We start from the raw sequence: 18,827 nt of genomic DNA, 5'->3' as shown, positions 1-18,827 counted from the left end.
CACGACAGGTGGCGAGGGGCCGGCGCCCGGCGCGGCCTGGCCTGGCCTACAGCACCTCGCTGGCGAAATCGGCCAGGCGCGAGCGCTCGCCGCGGGCCAGCGTGACGTGGCCGCTGTGCGGCCAGCCCTTGAAGCGGTCGACCGCATAGGTCAGGCCGCTGGAGCCTTCGGTGAGGTAGGGCGTGTCGATCTGCGCCAGGTTGCCCAGGCACACGATCTTGGTGCCGGGGCCGGCGCGGGTGATCAGCGTCTTCATCTGCTTGGGCGTCAGGTTCTGCGCCTCGTCGATGATCACGAACTTGTTCAGGAACGTGCGCCCGCGCATGAAGTTCAGGCTCTTGATCTTGATCTTGCTGCGCACCAGATCGTTGGTGGCCGCGCGGCCCCACTCGCCGGCCGAGCCGTCGCCGCGCGCCAGCACCTCGAGGTTGTCGTCGAGTGCGCCCATCCACGGGCCCATCTTTTCTTCCTCGGTGCCGGGCAGGAAGCCGATGTCCTCGCCCACCGGCACGGTGACGCGGGTGACGATGATCTCGGTGTAGCGCCGGTCATCGAGCACTTGCGCCAGGCCCGAGGCCAGGGTCATCAGCGTCTTGCCGGTGCCGGCCGTGCCGGTGAGGCTGACGAAGTCGCAGTCGGGGTCGTTCAGCAGGTTCAGCGCGAAGTTCTGTTCGCGGTTGCGCGACGTGACGCCCCACACCGCGTTCTTGGCGTGGCTGAAGTCCTTGAGCGTCTTGAGCACCGCGGTCTTGCCGGTGATCTCGGCCACGCGGGCATACAGCGGTGCCGCGCCGGGCTGCTCGAGGTAGACGAACTGGTTGACCAGCAGCACCGGCACCAGCGGCCCGCTGATGCGGTAGAAAGTGTGGCCGCCCTGGGTCCAGCTTTCCATGGTCTTGCCATGGCGCTCCCAGAAATCGGCCGGCAGCGGCAGCACGCCGGTGTAGAGCAGGTCGCCGTCTTCCAGCACCTTGTCGTTGAAGTAGTCCTCGGCAGGCAGGCCGAGGGCGCGTGCCTTGACGCGCATGTTGATGTCCTTGGACACCAGCACCACCTCGCGGCCGGCGTTTTGCTCGCGCAGCGCCCGCACCACGCCCAGGATCTGGTTGTCGGCCTTGCCCTGGGGCAGGCCGTCGGGCAGCTTGATCTCGACCAGCGTGGTCTGGAAGAACAGCTTGCCCAGCGCATCCTTGTGACCGGTCTTGGCCAGCGGGATGCCTTCCTTGGGGTCGAGGCTGCCGTCGGTGGCCAGCGCGTCGAGCTCGCGGCTGACCTGGCGCGCATTGCGCGCCACTTCGCTCATGCCCTTCTTGTGGCCGTCGAGCTCTTCCAGCGTGATCATCGGCAGGAAGACGTCGTGTTCCTCGAAGCGGAACAGGCTCATCGGGTCGTGCATCAGCACATTGGTGTCCAGCACAAACAGCTTGGCCGGGCCGGCGTCGCGGGCCTTGCGCCGTGCGCGTGCGCTGGGCAGGGTCTGCGCCTGGCTGTGCGCTGCGCTGGGCAGCGTGGCCTCGGCCGGCGCGGCGGCCAGCGGGGCATCGGCCACCACGGACGCGGCCCTGGCCACCGGTGCGGCCGGTACGGAGGCCGCTACCGCTGCCGCGCGCGGCGGTGCCACGGCGGCCGGGTTGCCCTTGCCCTTGGCCGCCAGCTTGGGTGCCGGCACGGCCGTGCCGCCATCAAACAGGTCGAGCGACGCGGCTTCGGGCTGCTCGGCGCGGGTTTTCACGCGCTGCTTGCGGTCGGTGCGCGGGGCGGCCTGGGCCTCGAAATCGGCAGACGAAAGAACGGCGGCTTTGGTGGCAGGCGGCTTGGGCAGGGGCATCGGTGGGTCCGGTCTCGTGCAAACAAAAAAGCCGCACAGACAAGGACTGTGCGGCTTCTGGCCATCAGGGGGTGAGGTCTCGGCGACCTGCGTCGCAACTCAAGGGCATGAACCCATTATGCACAGGCCGTGCCGGGCGCCGAAGACAAGTGCGTGACGGATGGCAGGCCGGGCGGCCGGGCGGGTGCCGTGGCGCCCGGGCCGGCGCTCAGGCGGTTTTCTTCAGGTCCTTGACGGCCTTCAGCACCTCGTCGACATGGCCGGCCACCTTGATGCCGCGCCATTCGGCACGCAGCACGCCGGCGCCGTCGATCAGGAAGGTGCTGCGCTCGATGCCCTTGACCTTCTTGCCGTACATGATCTTGTTCTTGACCACGCCGAACATGTGGCAGAGCTTTTCTTCGGTGTCGGCGATCAGCTCGAAGGGCAGTTCGAGGTTCTGGCGGAACTTGTCGTGCGACAGCATGTTGTCGCGCGACACACCGAACACCACCGAGCCGGCCTTCAGGAATTCCTTGTGCTTGTCGCGGAATTGCAGTGCCTCGGTGGTACAGCCGGGTGTATGGTCCTTGGGATAGAAGTACAGCACGATGGCCTGCCCCGAGAACGCATGGGGCGTGAACTTCACGCCACTGGTGGCAAGGGCTTCGAAATCGGGCAGGTGCTTGTTGAGGACAGGCGTCATGAGCGGGCGGGGTGATCAGACGTAAAGGGCCTGGCTGCCGTCTAGGCGCATCAGGGGCGCTGAGCGACCTGAACTGACGTGAGGCGCAATCGCCGATTATAAAGTTAGCCTTCCCACCCGCGCCGGGCTGCCGCGCTAGCGGTATCCCGCAGGCTGTGGGCATGGGCCATCGTGGGCCTCAGCGCGCCTCGGCCGGGGTGGGCGACAGCAGCAGCGCCGCCACCGCCGACCGCCCCTCGGCCACCAGCACGTTATAGGTGCGGCAGGCGGCCGCGGTGTCCATGGTCTCGACGCCGATGCGCCGGTCGATCAGCGCGCGCATCAGCGCCGGGCGGATGAATTGCAGGCGAGGCCCGCTGCCGAAGATCACCACCTCGGGCGCCAGCGCCAGCACGGCCTCGAAGTCGGCCTCGGTCAGGTCGGCCGGGCTGCGCGGGGCCCAGGCCTTGACCTCGCCGCGCCACGGCACCAGCAGGCTGTGGTCGAAGCGGGTGCTGCCCACCCACAGGGCGTCGGCATCGTGGCGGCTGAGCACATTGGTGCCTGCAAGCGTGTCGGGCTGAAATTTCACGGCGGTGCCTGGGGCGCGGCTGCGCCTGCAAAAAAGGGTGCCTGAGGCGCCGGCCAGCGCCAAGGCGCCGGCTGCAGCGGGGTGGTGAGGCCCTAAAATTATAGGTTTTGCGGTGCGGCAGACAGCGCATCGCGGCTTTGCCGCCCGGGCCGGGGCGGGTTCAGGAGTGCCGTGTTGAAACCGATCGCCAAGTCCAGCAAGCTTGACAACGTCTGCTATGACATCCGCGGGCCCGTGCTCGACAAGGCCAAGCAGATGGAGGACGAGGGCCACAAGATCATCCGCCTGAACATCGGCAACGTGGCGGCTTTCGGCCTGGAGCCGCCCGACGAGATCGTGCAGGACATGATCCGCAACCTGCCCACCCAGGTGGCTGCCGGCTACACCGACAGCAAGGGCCTGTTCGCGCCGCGCAAGGCGGTGGTGCACTACACCCAGGAAAAGCACATCCAGGGCGTGACCGTGGACGATGTGTACCTGGGCAACGGCGCCTCCGAGCTCATCACCATGAGCATGAACGCGCTGCTCAACGCCGGCGACGAGATCCTGGTGCCGGCGCCCGACTACCCGCTGTGGACGGCCAGCGTGGCGCTGTCGGGCGGCACGCCGGTGCACTATCTGTGCGACGAGGGCGCCGACTGGTTTCCAGATCTCGACGACATCCGCCGCAAGATCACGCCCAACACGCGCGGCATCGTCATCATCAACCCCAACAACCCGACCGGCGCGCTGTACTCCGACGCGCTGCTGAAGGATCTGGTCGAGATCGCCCGCCAGCACGGCCTGATCATCTTTGCCGACGAGATCTACGACAAGACGCTGTACGACGGCCACACCCACACCAGCATCGCCTCGCTGGCCGGCGACGTGCTGTGCCTGAGCTTCAACGGCCTGAGCAAGAACTACCGCTCGTGCGGCTACCGCGCCGGCTGGATGGTGGTGTCGGGCGACAAGCGCCATGCCCGCGGCTACATCGAGGGCCTGAACATGCTGGCCTCGATGCGCCTGTGCGCCAACACGCCGGGCCAGCTGGCCATCCAGACCGCGCTGGGCGGCTACCAGAGCATCAAGGATCTGGTGGCCCCGGGCGGTCGCCTGGCGCGCCAGCGTGACCTGGCCTACAACCTGCTGACCCAGATTCCGGGCATCAGCGTGGTCAAGCCCAAGGGCGCGCTGTACATGTTTCCGCGGCTCGACCCGAAGATGTACCCGATCGCCGACGACCAGCAGTTCGCCTACGAACTGCTGGCCGAAGAAAAGCTGCTGATCGTGCAGGGCACCGGCTTCAACTGGCCCACGCCCGACCACTTCCGCCTGGTGTTTCTGCCCAACAGCGATGATCTGGCCGAGGCCATCGGCCGCATCGACCGCTTCCTGTCGCACTACCGCAAGCGCCACGCCGTCTGAGCGGCGGCGTCCCGTCTTTCTTCGGCGCCTGCGGGCGCTTTTCCTCGAGAGTCATCGTCATGAAACCCATCCAGGTCGGCCTGCTCGGCATCGGCACCGTCGGCTCCGGCACCTTCAAGGTGCTGCAGCGCAACCAGCAGGAGATCCGGCGTCGCGCCGGCCGCGGCATCGAGATCGCGATGGTGGCCGATCTGGATGTCGAACGCGCCAAGAGCATCGTTGGCGACGGTGTGCAGGTGGTGGCCGACGGCCGCCAGGTCATCGCCAACCCGGCCATCGACATCGTGGTCGAGCTGATCGGCGGCTACGGCATCGCCAAGACCCTGGTGCTCGAGGCCATTGCCGCCGGCAAGCATGTGGTCACCGCCAACAAGGCCTTGCTGGCCGTGCATGGCACCGAGATCTTTGCCGCGGCGCGCGCCCAGGGCGTGGTGGTGGCCTTCGAGGCCGCGGTGGCCGGTGGCATCCCGATCATCAAGGCGCTGCGCGAGGGCCTCACCGCCAACCGCATCGAGTGGATCGCCGGCATCATCAACGGCACCACCAACTTCATCCTGAGCGAGATGCGCGACAAGGGCCTGGACTTCGGCACCGTGCTGAAGGAGGCCCAGCGCCTGGGCTACGCCGAGGCCGATCCCACCTTCGACATCGAGGGTGTCGATGCGGCACACAAGGCCACGATCATGAGCGCCATCGCCTTCGGCACGCCGGTGCGCTTTGACCAGGCCCATGTGGAAGGCATCACCCAGCTGGCCGCGGCCGACATCCGCTATGCCGAGCAGCTGGGCTACCGCATCAAGCTGCTGGGCATCACCAAGCGCCGCGACGATGTGGCCGGCGGCGGCATCGAGCTGCGCGTGCACCCCACCCTGGTGCCGGCCAAGCGCCTGATCGCCAACGTGGAAGGCGCGATGAACGCCGTGGTGGTGCAGGGCGATGCCGTGGGCACCACGCTGTACTACGGCAAGGGCGCGGGCAGCGAGCCCACCGCCAGCGCCGTGGTGGCCGACCTGGTCGACATCACCCGCCTGGCCACCGCCGACCCCGACCACCGCGTGCCGCACCTGGCCTTCCAGCACGATGCGCTGGCCGACACGCCGATCCTGCCGATCGCCCAGGTGGTCACCGCCTTCTACCTGCGCCTGCAAGTGGCCGATCAAACCGGCGTGCTCAGCCGCATCACCACCATCCTGGCCGAGCACGACATCTCGATCGACGCCGTGCTGCAGCGTGAAAGCGCCGATGGCGAGACCAAGACCGACCTGATCATCCTGACCCACGACACCGTGGAAGGCCGCATGCGCGAGGCCTTGGGCCAGATGCAGGCCCTGCCCACGGTGCTGGCGCCGATCGTGGCGCTGCGCAAGGAAGAGCTGAGCTGAGCGCGACCCCGCGTGACCACATGCCGAGCCAGGGCGCTGCCATGACCGAACAGGACATCGAAGACCTGCTGACCCGGTTCACCAACCGGTTGCGCTTTGAGCAGCCGCTGGACGTGTCCAAGCTCGAGGACGAAGGCCTGTACGTCACCGGCCTGCATGGCGGCACCGATGCCGTCGCGCGCCTTCGCAAGGACATCCTGCGCGTGGCCGGTGAAGGGGTGTTCCTGTTCACCGGCCAACCCGGCAGTGGCAAGAGCACCGAGCTGCAGCGCCTGCGGCGTGACCTGCTGGAGCGGCCGGCCCACGACTGCAAGGTCTACTACTGCGATCTGGAGGAATGGCTCAACCTCAATGCGCCGGTCACGCTGTCGAGCTTTCTGGTGGCGCTGTTGTCGTCATGGGTCGATCAGGTGGGCAGCCTGCAGGGCCAGCGCTCGCCGGCCGAGCGCCTGATCGACTTCTTCACGGGCACACGCCTGGTGCCCGAGAGCCTGAAGCTTGATGCGGGCGCAGGGCCGCTCAAGGCGCAGATCCAGCTTGCCTTGCAAACCGACGACAGCTTCCGCAAAGAGCTCGAGGCCAACCTCAAGAAGCAGCAGTCGCGCATCGTCACCCAGGCGCATCAGCTGGTGGCCGACCTCAAGCATGATCTTTGTGCCAACGGTGAGCGCTGTGTGCTGCTGGCCGACTCGGTGGAAAAGATCCGCGGCTACGGCGACGAGGCGGGGCAGGTCTACGAAAGCGTTCAGCGGCTGTTTGTCAGTGAAGGCGCGGCCTTGCGCATGCCCGGCCTGCATGTGGTGTATTCGGTCTCGCCCTTTTTGCTGGAGCAGAACACGCAGCTGGCTGCGTCGCTGGGCACGGGCTTTGTGGTCAACATGCCCTCGGTGCATGTGTTTGCCGAGCGCAGCCGCGCGCCCGATGTGGCGGGGCTGGCGGCCATGCAGGCCCTGGTGGCAAGGCGGTTTCCCGAGTGGTCGCAGGTGTTCACGCCAGCGCAGCTGCAGCGCCTGGCCGAGAACACGGGCGGCGATCTGCGCGACTTTCTGCGGGCCATCCGCGTGGCGCTCAGCGACGACATTGCGCAACTGCCGGTCAGCGATGCCACGGTGGATTTCGCCTTGGGCCATGTCAGCCCGGGGCGGGCCATACCGGCCGAGCATGTGCGCTGGCTGGCGCGGCTGGACAACAGCCACGATGCCGAACTGGCCGCCGACATCGATGCCAACGTGTTGCAGCGCTACCTGGCCACCAAGCATGTGCTGGCCTATCTGAACGGCAGCACCTGGTATGCCGTGCACCCGATGGCGCGCGAGTGGGTGCACCAGCGTGCCGAGCGCCTCACGGCCGAGGCCGCCGCCCAGGCGCCCGTGCGTTGAGGCCTGGCATAGCGCGCCTGGCGCCGTCCATCGGCCCATCCTGACGTGTCGTCTGCCAGCGCCGAACATTTGCTGCTGCTGCGCCGCCTGCGCCGGCTGCTGCTGCGGGGCGATCATGGCCAGGTGCTCTACCTGTGGGGCAATGACCCGCGCAGCCTCGCCTGGCTGCAGGGCGAGTTGGATCGCAGCCTGCGCGTGCGCAGCCGGCGGCTGCTGGCGCATCCGGCCGAACCCCAGGCCCCGTTCGATCTGGGCAAGGCACTGTCGGCCGCGCTCCAGCCGCTGGCCGGCACACGCCAGTTCGGCCTGTGGCTGGATCTGGGCCAGGCCACGCCTGACCAACGCCGCCAGGGCCTGGCCCGCCTGAACGAGCGCCGTGCCGCACTGCTGGCCTTGCCGCGTGCTGTGCTCCTGGTGGCGCCCCAGGGCGGTGAAGCTGACGCCGCTGGCGTGGCCCCCGACCTGTGGGCCGTGCGCAGCGCCAGCTTTGAGGTGCCGGCCTGGGTGGATGCCACCGCGCAGGCCCCTGCTGTTGAGCGCCCGAGCCTGGCGGCTGGTGTACCGGCACGTCAGCGCGGCACGGCGCGGGCGCTGTGGGCCCAGGCGCTGGGCCAGGCCCGCCCGCCGTGGTGGCGGCGGGTTCTGGGGCAGGCCAAAGGCCAGGCGCCAGGGCTGGCGCTGGCCTTTGATGCCATCGACGAGGCGCTGGCCCAGCGCCAAATGCCCGATGCCGAGCGCGTGCTGGCCGAGGCCCGGCCCTGGCTGCCCGACTTGGGGCCGGCCGCACCAGCGCCGGCCTTGCGCCTGGGCTGGCTGTGGCACTGGTGGCAGGCGCAATGGGCACTGGCCGCCCGGCGCCTGCCGGTGGCGCGAAAGGCCGCCGGCTTGGCCCAGGCCCTGGCGCTGCGGCTGGTGAAGCTGACGGGCGAATCGCCCGAGGCCTTGCGGGACTGGTCGGTGTCGCTGGAGAAAGTGGGCGATGTGCAGCGCGCGCTGGGGGATGTGGCGGGCGCGAAGGGTCGCTACGAGCAAAGCCTGGAGGTGAGTGAGCGGCTGGTGAAGCTGACGGGCGAATCGCCCGAGGCCTTGCGGGACTGGTCGATTTCCTTGAACAAGGTGGGCGATGTGCAGCGCGCGCTGGGGGATGTGGCGGGCGCGAAGGGTCGCTACGAGCAAAGCCTGGAGGTGAGTGAGCGGCTGGTGAAGCTGACGGGCGAATCGCCCGAGGCCTTGCGGGACTGGTCGGTGTCGCTGGAGAAAGTGGGCGATGTGCAGCGCGCGCTGGGGGATGTGGCGGGCGCGAAGGGTCGCTACGAGCAAGGCCTGGAGGTTCGTGAGCGGCTGGTGAAGCTGACGGGCGAATCGCCCGAGGCCTTGCGGGACTGGTCGGTGTCGCTGGACAAGGTGGGCGATGTGCAGCGCGCGCTGGGGGATGTGGCGGGCGCGAAGGGTCGCTACGAGCAAAGCCTGGAGGTGAGTGAGCGGCTGGTGAAGCTGACGGGCGAATCGCCCGAGGCCTTGCGGGACTGGTCGGTGTCGCTGGAGAAAGTGGGCGATGTGCAGCGTGCGCTGGGGGATGTGGCGGGCGCGAAGGGTCGCTACGAGCAAGGCCTGGAGGTTCGTGAGCGGCTGGTGAAGCTGACGGGCGAATCGCCCGAGGCCTTGCGGGACGGGTCGGTGTCGCTGGACAACGTGGGCGATGTGCAGCGCGCGCTGGGGGATGTGGCGGGCGCGAAGGGTCGCTACGAGCAAAGCCTGGAGGTTCGTGAGCGGCTGGTGAAGCTGACGGGCGAATCGCCCGAGGCCTTGCGGGACTGGTCGATTTCCTTGAACAAGGTGGGCGATGTGCAGCGCGCGCTGGGGGATGTGGCGGGCGCGAAGGGTCGCTACGAGCAAAGCCTGGAGGTTCGTGAGCGGCTGGTGAAGCTGACGGGCGAATCGCCCGAGGCCTTGCGGGACTGGTCGATTTCCTTGAACAAGGTGGGCGATGTGCAGCGCGCGCTGGGGGATGTGGCGGGCGCGAAGGGTCGCTACGAGCAAAGCCTGGAGGTTCGTGAGCGGCTGGTGAAGCTGACGGGCGAATCGCCCGAGGCCTTGCGGGACTGGTCGATTTCCTTGAACAAGGTGGGCGATGTGCAGCGCGCGCTGGGGGATGTGGCGGGCGCGAAGGGTCGCTACGAGCAAAGCCTGGAGGTTCGTGAGCGGCTGGTGAAGCTGACGGGCGAATCGCCCGAGGCCTTGCGGGACTTGCATGTCAGCCTGGCGCTTTTGGCAGAACTCTGCGATGCGCCAGACGACGCCCGCCACCTCTTCAGCCGCAGCCTGGCCGCCGCCCAGGCGGCTTTGCGACAATCGCCCCTCGACAAAGTTTTGCAGGACGATGTGGCGCGCGTGCAGGCCCGGTTGGATGCCCTGGCACCCACCGCAAAACCCGCCACCGGAAACGACCCAACATGAAATACATCAGCACCCGCGGCGACAAGACCGAGCGCGACTTCAGCGAGATCCTGCTCGAAGGCCTGGCGCCCGATGGCGGCCTGTACCTGCCCACGCACTACCCCAAGGTGGATGCGGCCACGCTGGCGCGCTGGCGCGGCCTGTACGGCAAGGGCCAGGCCGGTGGCTATGCGGCGCTGGCCTTCGAGATCCTGTCGCTGTACATCACCGACATCCCGGCCGCCGACCTGAAGCGCCTGGTCGACAAGACCTACACCAAGGCGGTGTACGGCACCGACGCCATCGTGCCGGTGCGCCCGTTGCAGGGTGAAGGCTCTGGCGGCCTGCTGATCGAAGCCTTGTCCAACGGCCCCACGCTGGCCTTCAAGGACATGGCCATGCAGTTGCTGGGCAACCTGTTCGAGTACGAGCTGGCGCGCCGCGGCGAGACGCTCAACATCCTGGGTGCCACCAGTGGCGACACCGGCAGCGCGGCCGAGTACGCCATGCGCGGCAAGCAGGGCGTCAAGGTGTTCATGCTGTCGCCCTTTGGCCGCATGAGCCCGTTCCAGCAGGCGCAGATGTTCAGCCTGCAGGATGCCAACATCCACAACCTCAGCGTCGAGGGCGTGTTCGACGACTGCCAGGACATCGTCAAGGCCGTGAGCAACGATCTGGCCTTCAAGCGCCAGTGGAAGATCGGCACGGTCAATTCCATCAACTGGGCGCGCCTGCTGGCCCAGGTGGTGTACTACTTTGCCGGCTACTTCCAGGCCACGCAGTCGGATGCCGACAAGGTCAGCTTCAGCGTGCCCTCGGGCAACTTCGGCAACGTGTGCGCCGGCCATGTGGCGCGCATGATGGGCCTGCCGATTGCCCAGCTGGTGGTGGCCACCAACGAGAACGATGTGCTCGACGAGTTCTTCCGCAGCGGGCATTACCGCGTGCGCGGCAGCGCCGAGACCTTCGAGACCTCCAGCCCCAGCATGGACATCAGCAAGGCCAGCAACTTCGAGCGTTTCGTATTCGATCTGCTGGGCCGCGACGCCGCGCGCACCGCGCAGCTGTTCGGGCCGGCCATCGCCAGCGAAGGCGGCTTCCAGCTCACCGCTGAAGAAACCGCGCGTTTGGCGCAGTACGGCTTCGTGTCGGGCAAGAGCACGCATGCCGACCGGCTGGCCACCATCCAGGCCACCTGGGCGGCGCACCAGGACATGATCGACACCCACACGGCCGATGGCCTGAAGGTGGCGCGCGATCACCTGCAGCCCGGCGTGCCGATGATCGTGCTCGAGACCGCGCTGCCGGCCAAGTTTGCCGCCACCATCCAGGAAGCCCTGGGCCGCGAGCCGATCCGCCCGGCCGCGCTTGAAGGCATCGAGGCCCTGCCCAAGCGCTTTACCGTGATGCCGGTGGATGCCGCTGTGGTGAAGGCCTACATCGAGCAGCACGCCAAGTGAGCGGCAGCGCCGGCGCGCCGCTGCGGCGGGTGGTGGGCTTTTGCGGCCCCTCGGGCGTGGGCAAGACCACGCTGGTCGAGCAACTGGTGGCCTTGCTGAAGGCGCGCGGCCAGCGCGTCAGCGTGATCAAGCATGCGCACAAGCGCTTCGACATCGACCACCCGGGCAAGGACAGCCACCGCCACCGCGAGGCCGGCGCCACCGAGGTGCTGATCGCCTCGGCCCACCGCATGGCCCTGCTGCGCGAGTTCGACCACGAAGGCATGCCCACGGTGCACGAGCTGCTGGCCGAGCTGTCGCCCAGCGACTGGGTGCTGGTGGAAGGCTACAAGCACGCCGCGCTGCCCAAGGTGGAGGTGTGGCGCGCCGCGCTGAACCAGGCGCCGCTGTACCCAGACGACCCGCATGTGGTGGCCGTGGCCACCGACGCGCCGGCCGCGCTGCCGCAGGTCACCGCGCGCCCGGTGTTCGATCTGGCCACACCCGAGGTGCTGGCTTCGTGGCTGATGGACACTGCCGAGCGCTTCACCTACCACCCCGACATCCATGGCTGAACCTGCTGCCCCGGCGCCCGCCAACCTGCCGCGCCCGACGCTGCTGACACTCGACGAGGCCCTGCAGCGCCTGCTGGCGGTGGCGCAGGACCGCGTGATCACGCAAACCGAAAAGCTGGCCACCTTTGACGCACTGGGCCGCGTGCTGGCGCGGCCGGTGGTCTCGGCGCTGGATGTGCCGCCGGCCGACAACACCTCGATGGACGGCTACGTGATGCGCGCCGCCGATGTGCCGGCCGCCGGCACGGTGCTGCCGGTCAGCCAGCGCATCCCGGCCGGCCATGTGGGCCAGCCGCTGCAGCCGGGCACGGCGGCGCGCATCTTCACCGGCGGGCAGATTCCGGCCGGCGGCGATGCGGTGGTGATGCAGGAGCAGTGCGAGGCCATCGCCGACGACACCGGCGCCAAGGGTTCAGAACTGGGCAGCGTGCGCGTGGGCGTGGTGCCCGCCGCCGGCCAGTGGGTGCGCCGCCGTGGTGAAGACGTGCTGCTGGGCGCCGAGGTGCTGCACGCCGGCCAGCGGCTCACGCCACAGGCGCTGGGCCTGGCGGCCTCGGTGGGCGCGTCGAACCTGCATGTGCGGCGGCGCCCGCGCGTGGCGCTGTTTTCCACCGGCGACGAACTGGTGATGCCCGGCGAGCCGCTGAAGCCCGGCGCCATCTACAACAGCAACCGCTTCACGCTGCGCGGCCTGCTGCAGGCCGCCGGCTGCGAGGTTGACGACCTGGGCATCGTGCCCGACAACCTGGCCGCCACCCGCGAGGCGCTGCGCCGCGCCGCGCAGGGCAATGACCTGATCCTCACCAGCGGCGGCGTGTCGGTGGGCGAAGAAGACCACATCAAGCCCGCCGTCAAGGCCGAGGGCTGGCTCGAGGCCTGGCAGGTGGCCATGAAGCCCGGCAAGCCGCTGGTCTTTGGCGGTGTGCGCCGCAGTGACGATGCGGGCAGCGAGGCCTTGTTCATGGGCCTGCCCGGCAACCCGGTGAGCAGCTTCGTCACCTGCCTGCTGGCGGTGGCGCCGGTGCTGCGCGCGCTGCAGGGCTGCCCGGCGGCGCTGCCGCCGGCCGTGCAGGTGCGGGCTGATTTCGACTGGCCGCGGCCCGACAAGCGCCGCGAGTTCCTGCGCGCCCGGCTCAACCCGCAAGGCGGTGTCGAGCTGTTTGCCAACCAGAGCTCGGGCGTGCTCACCTCGGCGGTGTGGGCCGATGGCCTGGTCGATCTGCCGGCCAATCAGGTGGTGCAGCGTGGCGACACCGTGCGCCTGCTGCTGCTGGCCACCTTGATCGGCGCCTGAACCGTTTCACCCCGTTTGCCCATGCCCACCATCACCGTTCGCTATTTCGCCTCGCTGCGCGAGGCCCTGGGCGCCAGCGAGTCCGTCGAGCTGGCCGAAGGCAGCACGCTGGGCGCCTTGCGCGATGCGCTGATCGCCCGCGGCGGCGCCCATGCCCAGGCGCTGGCGCGTGGCCGCGCGCTGCGCTGCGCGCTCAACCAGCTGATGGCCGACGAGGCCACCGCCGTGCCGGCCGGTGCCGAGGTGGCGTTTTTTCCACCGGTTACCGGGGGCTGATCGGCGCGTCGGGCAGGGCGGCCGCCAGCGCCGCCGCGTGCAGCGCCTGGCCGGTGGCGGGCGCTGCCGACTGCATGGGCGCGCGCAGGGTCGGGTGCAGCTCGCCGCCCAGGGCCAGCGCGGCCTTGATCGGCGCCGGGTTGGGCTCGGCAAACGCCGCCCGCGTGACGGGCGCCAGCCGCCGCCACAGGGCCCGGGCCTGCTCAAGCCGGCCCGCGCCGCGCAGTGCCGCCGCCAGGGCCACGAACTGGGCGGTGGCCAGGTGCGCGCTGGCGGTGATGGCGCCCGCCGCGCCGCGCGCCAGCTGGTCGAACAGCTCGTCGTCGTTGCCGGCCAGCAGGGCCAGGCGGCCGTCGGCCACGATGGCCTCGGCCGCCGCGCGGTCGGCGCTGCAGTCCTTCACGGCCACGATGCGCGGGTGCTCGGCCAGTGCCAGCAGCGTGGCCGGCTGGATGCGCACGCCGGTGCGCGCGGGGATGTCATAGGCCACCACGGGCAGCGGCGTGGCCTCGACCACGCGATGAAAGAAGTCGACGATGCCGGCCTGCGAGGGCTTCACATAGGCCGGCGCGGTGAGCAGCCAGCCGGCCGGTGCGCTGGCCGCGGCCAGTGCCTGCGCACGCTGGGCCACGCGCTCGGGCCGCACGCCGGCCAGGCCCATCAGCACCGGCTTGCCGCCTGCGGCGCCCAGCACCGTGGCCAGCACGGCCTGCTGTTCGGCCTCGTCCAGCATCGCGGCTTCGCCGGTGCTGCCGCAGGCCACGAAGCCGGCCACGCCCTGGGCGGCCAGGCGGCGCACCAGGCGGGCCAGGGCCGGGTGGTCCACCGCCGCAGCGTCGGCCTCGAAGGGGGTCACCAGCGGCAGCCAGATGCCCGAAAAATCAATCGCTCCATCACGCATTGCGCGCACTCCATTGCTTCGACCGCATCCGGTGCCGGCCGGCCGGGCAATCGCAAGGGGCAAGGGGTGCCTGGGCGGGGCACCCGGTGGCTGGCGTTGCGCGTCCGACGACGGCAACAGCCGCCCCGGTCAGACGAGCCGCTGTTTTTTCAAGGCTGCCCGGGCCGCCAGCGCGCGCGCGCCGCCGGCCATGCAGGGCATGGCGGGGTGCAGGGCCGGGGCGTCGAACAGCATGCGACGAGTGTAGCGGCCTTGTTCGGGCGCCCGGCCGCCGGGCCACCGGGCCACCGGGCCATCGGGCCATCGTGCCATCGTGCCATCGGGCCATCGGGCCAACCGGCCACCAGGCCCGGCCCGCCCACGCGACAGTGCGTGCCGGAGGCGGATGCGAGAATCCGCCGCCATGAACTCCTTGGCGCGCGTGCGCATCCAGACCGACGACTTTGACCTGTCCACCGAGGTGGCGGCGCTGCGCGCCGGCGATGGTGGCGTGGGTGCCGTGACCAGCTTCGTGGGCACGGTGCGCGACCGCAACGCCAGCGCGGGCGATGCCCGGGGCGCGGTGAGCGCGATGGAGCTCGAGCACTACCCCGGCATGACCGAGCGCGCCATCGAAGCCATGATCGACGAGGCGCTGCGCCGCTTCGACATCCGCGCCGCGCGCGTGATTCACCGCGTGGGCCTGCTGCAGCCGCTGGAGCAGATCGTGCTGGTGGTGGTGAGCTCGGCCCACCGCGGCAGCAGCTTCCAGGCCTGCGAGTTCTTGATGGACTACCTCAAGACCCAGGCGCCGTTCTGGAAGAAGGAAACCACGCCCGACGGCGCCCAGTGGGTGGATGCCCGGGTGGCCGACGACGCCGCGCTGGCGCGCTGGGGCATCCAGGCCAGCAACGGCGCGGGCCTGGGCGCATGAGCCCCCGGTCGCTTCCACGCCGGCCCGCCACCGCCGCGCGGCATGGCCTGCCCTGCGCGGCAGGCGGGGGCCGGGCATGAGCATCGCCATCGTCGAGCCCTCGTCGGCAGCGCTGCGTCAGGCGCTGGGGCGTTTTGCCACCGGCGTGGTCATCGTCACCTGCCGCGACGCCGCCGGCCGGCCGCTGGGCCTGACCGTCAACTCGTTTGCCGCGCTGTCGCTGCAGCCGCCGCTGGTGCTGTGGAGCCTGCGCCGCGCCAGCGCCGCCTTGGCCGCCTTCGAGGCCGCCACGCACTGGGCGGTGAACGTGCTCACCGAGGCGCAGCTGCCGCTGTCGCGCCGCTTTGCCTCGGCCGAGCCCGACAAGTTTGCCGAGGGCGACTGGGCCGACGGCCTGGGCGATGTGCCGCTGCTGGGCGGCGCGGCCGCGGTGTTCGAGTGCGGCGCCGAGACGGTGCACGATGGCGGCGACCACCGCCTGTTCATCGGCCGGGTGCTGCGCCTGGATTCGCGCACCGATGTCGATCCGCTGGTCTACCACGCCGGGCATTACCACGGCCTGAGCGGCACGCTGTAGCGCGCCGGCGCTCAGTTCAGGCTGCTGGGTGTGGGCCGGGCCGGCGGCACGGCAGCGGCAGCTTCGGCCGGCGCGGTCACCAGCCCCCATTCCGAGGCCAGCAGCGCCTTGTCGATCAGGCGCATCAGCGCGGTGGCCAGGTCGTCGTTCAGGCGCAGCTCGAGGCTGCGGCCATTGGCCTCGCGCACGCGGATGGCCAGGCCCTTGCCGCCGTCGCCATGGCCCAGATCCACCGTGTTGGGCAGCAGCGGCTCGGCGCCCAGCGGCTCGGCGGCCGGCTCGGGGTTGAACGGGGTCTTGAAATCGGCCGAGGGCAGCGGCCGCTCGCGCGCCGCCTGGGCCAGCATCTCGCGCGCCTCGGGCAGCACCGTGGTGGTGGGCGCCACCTGGGTGGCGATGCTGGCGGTGGTGACCAGCTGCGAGAACGGCGGCCACAGCCGGATCACCATGCGCCGGGTGAGCCACACCGAGAACAACTCGCCGCCACGGGTACGCACCTGCCAGATGATGCGATCGGCGTTCGGGTCGTACCGAACCTGCATTTGATGGATGTCCACCGGGCCATTGTAGGAAGCTGCGCCCGGTGTGCCCCCGCCGCCCCATGAACGCGGTGCAGCACACTCGGACATCGGCCTCGACCCTCACGCCACGTGAGGCTGGAAGATGCGCACGCCAGGCGGCGTGGGCGGCCGGCGCAGACGCAGCGAAAGGGTGGTCAATGAGGCTCAAGGTGGGTGAACTGGCGCAGCGCAGTGGCCTCACGGTGCGCGCGCTGCACCACTACGACCAGATCGGCCTGCTCAAGCCCTCGGCCCGCACCGATGCCGGCTATCGGCTCTACACCACGGCCGACGTGGCGCGGCTGCACGCCATCCAGGCGCTGCGTCACATGGGCCTGCCGCTCAAGGAGATCGGCAGCATGCTGGCCAGCGACGGCGAAGGCCTGCCCGCCATCGTGGCGCGCCAGATCCGCGCGCTGGACCACGAGATCGCCCAGGCCAGCGCACTGCGCGAGCGCCTGGCGCTGCTGATGGGCCGCTTGTCGGGCGGCGACCAGCCCGAGATGGCCGAGTGGCTGGCATCGCTGGGCTTGATGGCCGCCTGCGCCCGCTACTTCACGCCGGGCGAGATCCGCACCATCGTGGGCAACTGGCAATCGGTGCGGGCCGAATGGGCGCCACTGATGCAGCGGGTGCGCGCCTTGATGGACCAGGGGGTTGCCGCCACCGACCTGCGGGTGCAACCGCTGGCCCAGCAATGGATGGGCCTGATCCATCACTGGCTTGGCGGCGATTTCGACCTGATCGAGCGCTGGGGGCGCATGTACCTGCAGGAGCCCCTGGCCCGCCGTGACGGCGCCCCGGAACTGGCCATGGTGCGCTACATCGAGCAGGCCACTGCCTTGCGCCAGGCCGCCTGGCTGCGGCACTTCAGCCTGGCCGAGATGAGCCGCTTCCAGCGGCTGGACACATCCCAGTGGGCCGCGCTGGCCGCCGACGCCGAGGGCCTGATGGCCGCCCGGGTGCCTGCGTCGCATCCGGCGGCACAGGCGCTGGCGGGGCGTCTGCAGGCCTTGATCGCGCACGCCGTGGGCCACCACCCACCCTTGGTGCAGAAGATGTTTGCCGCCATGGCCGCCGAGCCGCTGCTGCGGGCGGGTGCCGTGCTGCCGGCTCCGACAGGCGATTACCTGCGGGCCGCCATGGCCGGAGTTGCAGGGGTGGCCGCGGCCGCCGCGGCCGCCGGAGTGGCCCCGGCCGACCTGGCTTGACCCTCACGCAGCGTCAGGGCTGACAGTGCCGGGCCATGACCCCTTCAAACCCCATCTCATCGGCCACCGGCGCCGCAACCGGCACTTCCGTCGCAGCCCGCCGCGCCGCGGCGGGCACGGTGCTGCTGGCCACGGTTGGCTCGGTCGGCGACCTGCACCCCTTTCTGGCCCTGGGCCAGGCGCTGCAACGCCAGGGCCAGCGTGTGCGGCTGCTGGCCTCGCCGGTGCACGCCGACCGCGTGCGGGCCTGCGGTCTGGATTGGCAGGCCCTGGGCAGTGCGGCCAGCTTCGAGGCCGTGGCCGACGACCCCGCGCTGTGGAACCCCCGCACGGCCATGGCGGTGTTCTGGCGCGGTCTGCGCAACAGCCTGCAGGCCCTGCCCGAGGCGGCACTGGCCCTGCCCACCGATCGGCCGGCCACACTGCTGGTGCACCCCTTGCTGTTGCCTGCCGCCGACCTGGCCCGTGCCCGCCGGCCGGGCCTGCGCGTGGTGGCCGCCTGGCTGGCGCCGCAGAACCTGCGCAGCTGCCACGACCCGATGATGCTGGGGCCGCTGCGCGTGCCGCGCTGGGTGCCGATGGCCTGGCGGCAGGCGCTGTGGCGGCGCATTGATCGCCGCTTCATCGACCCGGCCTGCCTGGCCGAGCTGAATGCCGCCCGGGTGGCCGCGGGCTTGCAGCCGGTGGCGCATTTCATGCCGCACCTGAATGCCCTGGCCGACCAGTCGATCACGCTGTTTCCGGCCTGGTTTGCCGGCACGCCGCCCGACTGGCCCCCGGGGCTGCTGCGCGGCAGCTTTCCCTTGTTCGAGCCCGCGGCCGAGGCCGGGCTCAGCACGACGGTGCAGGCCTTCCTGGCGGCGGGCGAGCCGCCCGTGGTGGTCACACTCGGCACCTTTCAGCGCCATGGCGGGCCGGTGCTGGCCCAGGTGGTGGCCGCAGCGCGGGCGCTGGGCCGCCGCACGCTGGTGCTGGCGGCCCAGCGCGCGCAGCTGCCGCTGCCCGCGGCGCCCGACCTGCTGTGGCAGCCCTATGTGCCGCTGCGACTGCTCTTGCCGCACGCGGCGGCGCTGGTGCACCACGGCGGCATCGGCACCACGGCCGAGGCCCTGCGCGCAGCGCTGCCGCAGCTGGTGCTGCCCTGGGCCTTTGACCAGTTCGACAACGCCCGGCGGGTGCTGGCCCTGGGGGCGGGGCAGACCCTGTCCTCGCGCCGCTTGCGCGTGGGTCGGCTGCAGCGGGCGTTGGGCGAGGTACTGCAGTCGCCGGCGATCGCGTCGGCATGCCAGGTCTGCGCCACGGCACTGGCGGCCGACCCGGAGCTGGACGAACTGTGCCAGCGGCTGTGGCCGGATTGCGAAGCTTGACGCCGCGCAAGCCCGGCCCGGCCGGG

The 18,827-nt window shown here is 70.3% G+C and carries 17 protein-coding genes; 12 read left to right on the top strand and 5 right to left on the bottom strand.

Going from position 1 to position 18,827, the window contains the following annotated elements; translation table 11 throughout:
- Positions 1-46 precede the first annotated feature (46 nt).
- The 3 genes from N4G63_RS10090 to N4G63_RS10080 form a co-directional block, all read right to left on the bottom strand.
- A complete protein-coding gene (locus N4G63_RS10090) occupies positions 47-1,828 on the bottom strand; it encodes a PhoH family protein (RefSeq protein ID WP_260788246.1) in 1,782 nt (593 codons plus the stop codon).
- Between the two features lie 208 nt (positions 1,829-2,036).
- On the bottom strand, positions 2,037-2,513 hold the full coding sequence (locus tag N4G63_RS10085; protein ID WP_260788245.1) for a peroxiredoxin: 477 nt from the start codon (positions 2,511-2,513) through the stop codon (positions 2,037-2,039).
- A 178-nt stretch (positions 2,514-2,691) separates the two neighbouring features.
- Complete coding sequence (locus N4G63_RS10080; RefSeq protein ID WP_260788244.1) at positions 2,692-3,084, bottom strand: Mth938-like domain-containing protein; 393 nt, start codon at positions 3,082-3,084, stop codon at positions 2,692-2,694.
- A gap of 174 nt (positions 3,085-3,258) precedes the next feature.
- Here N4G63_RS10080 and N4G63_RS10075 point away from each other — a divergent pair, with 174 nt between their 5' ends.
- From N4G63_RS10075 to N4G63_RS10040, 8 genes are read left to right on the top strand one after another with little or no spacing between them, the layout of a single operon-like run.
- Positions 3,259-4,491, top strand: coding sequence for a pyridoxal phosphate-dependent aminotransferase (locus N4G63_RS10075; protein ID WP_260788243.1), 1,233 nt, complete (start codon positions 3,259-3,261; stop codon positions 4,489-4,491).
- Positions 4,492-4,550: 59 nt separating this feature from the next.
- A complete protein-coding gene (locus N4G63_RS10070) occupies positions 4,551-5,873 on the top strand; it encodes a homoserine dehydrogenase (protein ID WP_260788242.1) in 1,323 nt (440 codons plus the stop codon).
- A gap of 41 nt (positions 5,874-5,914) precedes the next feature.
- Positions 5,915-7,252, top strand: coding sequence for a P-loop NTPase fold protein (locus tag N4G63_RS10065; RefSeq protein ID WP_260788241.1), 1,338 nt, complete (start codon positions 5,915-5,917; stop codon positions 7,250-7,252).
- A gap of 45 nt (positions 7,253-7,297) precedes the next feature.
- A complete protein-coding gene (locus N4G63_RS10060) occupies positions 7,298-9,709 on the top strand; it encodes a tetratricopeptide repeat protein (protein ID WP_314599636.1) in 2,412 nt (803 codons plus the stop codon).
- The gene (thrC, locus tag N4G63_RS10055) at positions 9,706-11,148 is read left to right on the top strand and encodes a threonine synthase (protein WP_260788239.1); all 1,443 of its coding nucleotides are present in this window, start codon (positions 9,706-9,708) and stop codon (positions 11,146-11,148) included. The genes N4G63_RS10060 and thrC overlap by 4 nt, the downstream gene beginning before the upstream one ends.
- Positions 11,145-11,702 carry a molybdopterin-guanine dinucleotide biosynthesis protein B gene (gene mobB / locus N4G63_RS10050; RefSeq protein ID WP_260788238.1) on the top strand — a complete coding sequence of 186 codons (558 nt, stop codon included), beginning with the start codon at positions 11,145-11,147 and terminating at the stop codon, positions 11,700-11,702. Before thrC ends, mobB begins: the two co-directional genes overlap by 4 nt.
- A complete protein-coding gene (locus N4G63_RS10045; RefSeq protein ID WP_314599635.1) occupies positions 11,695-12,996 on the top strand; it encodes a molybdopterin molybdotransferase MoeA in 1,302 nt (433 codons plus the stop codon). Before mobB ends, N4G63_RS10045 begins: the two co-directional genes overlap by 8 nt.
- Before the next feature lie 21 nt (positions 12,997-13,017).
- On the top strand, positions 13,018-13,272 hold the full coding sequence (locus N4G63_RS10040; RefSeq protein WP_260788236.1) for a MoaD/ThiS family protein: 255 nt from the start codon (positions 13,018-13,020) through the stop codon (positions 13,270-13,272).
- On the opposite strand, the gene N4G63_RS10035 is transcribed toward N4G63_RS10040, so the two are convergent.
- A complete protein-coding gene (locus N4G63_RS10035) occupies positions 13,259-14,173 on the bottom strand; it encodes a dihydrodipicolinate synthase family protein (RefSeq protein WP_314599634.1) in 915 nt (304 codons plus the stop codon). The two genes, N4G63_RS10040 and N4G63_RS10035, sit on opposite strands and share 14 nt — an antisense overlap.
- Positions 14,174-14,576: 403 nt before the next feature.
- Here N4G63_RS10035 and N4G63_RS10030 point away from each other — a divergent pair, with 403 nt between their 5' ends.
- Together N4G63_RS10030 and N4G63_RS10025 are read left to right on the top strand one after the other, a co-directional pair.
- Positions 14,577-15,086, top strand: a complete 510-nt coding sequence (locus N4G63_RS10030) for a molybdenum cofactor biosynthesis protein MoaE (RefSeq protein WP_260788235.1) — start codon at positions 14,577-14,579, stop codon at positions 15,084-15,086.
- A gap of 76 nt (positions 15,087-15,162) precedes the next feature.
- Positions 15,163-15,663 (top strand): flavin reductase family protein, encoded by a 501-nt coding sequence (locus N4G63_RS10025; protein WP_260788234.1) that lies wholly within the window; start codon positions 15,163-15,165, stop codon positions 15,661-15,663.
- 11 nt (positions 15,664-15,674) lie between these two features.
- On the opposite strand, the gene N4G63_RS10020 is transcribed toward N4G63_RS10025, so the two are convergent.
- Positions 15,675-16,220 (bottom strand): hypothetical protein, encoded by a 546-nt coding sequence (locus N4G63_RS10020; RefSeq protein ID WP_260788233.1) that lies wholly within the window; start codon positions 16,218-16,220, stop codon positions 15,675-15,677.
- 161 nt (positions 16,221-16,381) lie between these two features.
- On the opposite strand from N4G63_RS10020, the gene N4G63_RS10015 reads away from it, so the two are divergent.
- A complete protein-coding gene (locus N4G63_RS10015; protein ID WP_260788231.1) occupies positions 16,382-17,434 on the top strand; it encodes a MerR family transcriptional regulator in 1,053 nt (350 codons plus the stop codon).
- 35 nt (positions 17,435-17,469) lie between these two features.
- The gene (locus N4G63_RS10010) at positions 17,470-18,801 is read left to right on the top strand and encodes a glycosyltransferase (RefSeq protein ID WP_260788229.1); all 1,332 of its coding nucleotides are present in this window, start codon (positions 17,470-17,472) and stop codon (positions 18,799-18,801) included.
- The last annotated feature ends 26 nt before the right edge of the window (positions 18,802-18,827 follow it).

Source organism: Aquabacterium sp. OR-4 (assembly GCF_025290835.2).
GTDB lineage: Bacteria > Pseudomonadota > Gammaproteobacteria > Burkholderiales > Burkholderiaceae_C > Pseudaquabacterium.
This window is presented reverse-complemented; position numbering and strand designations above follow the sequence as displayed.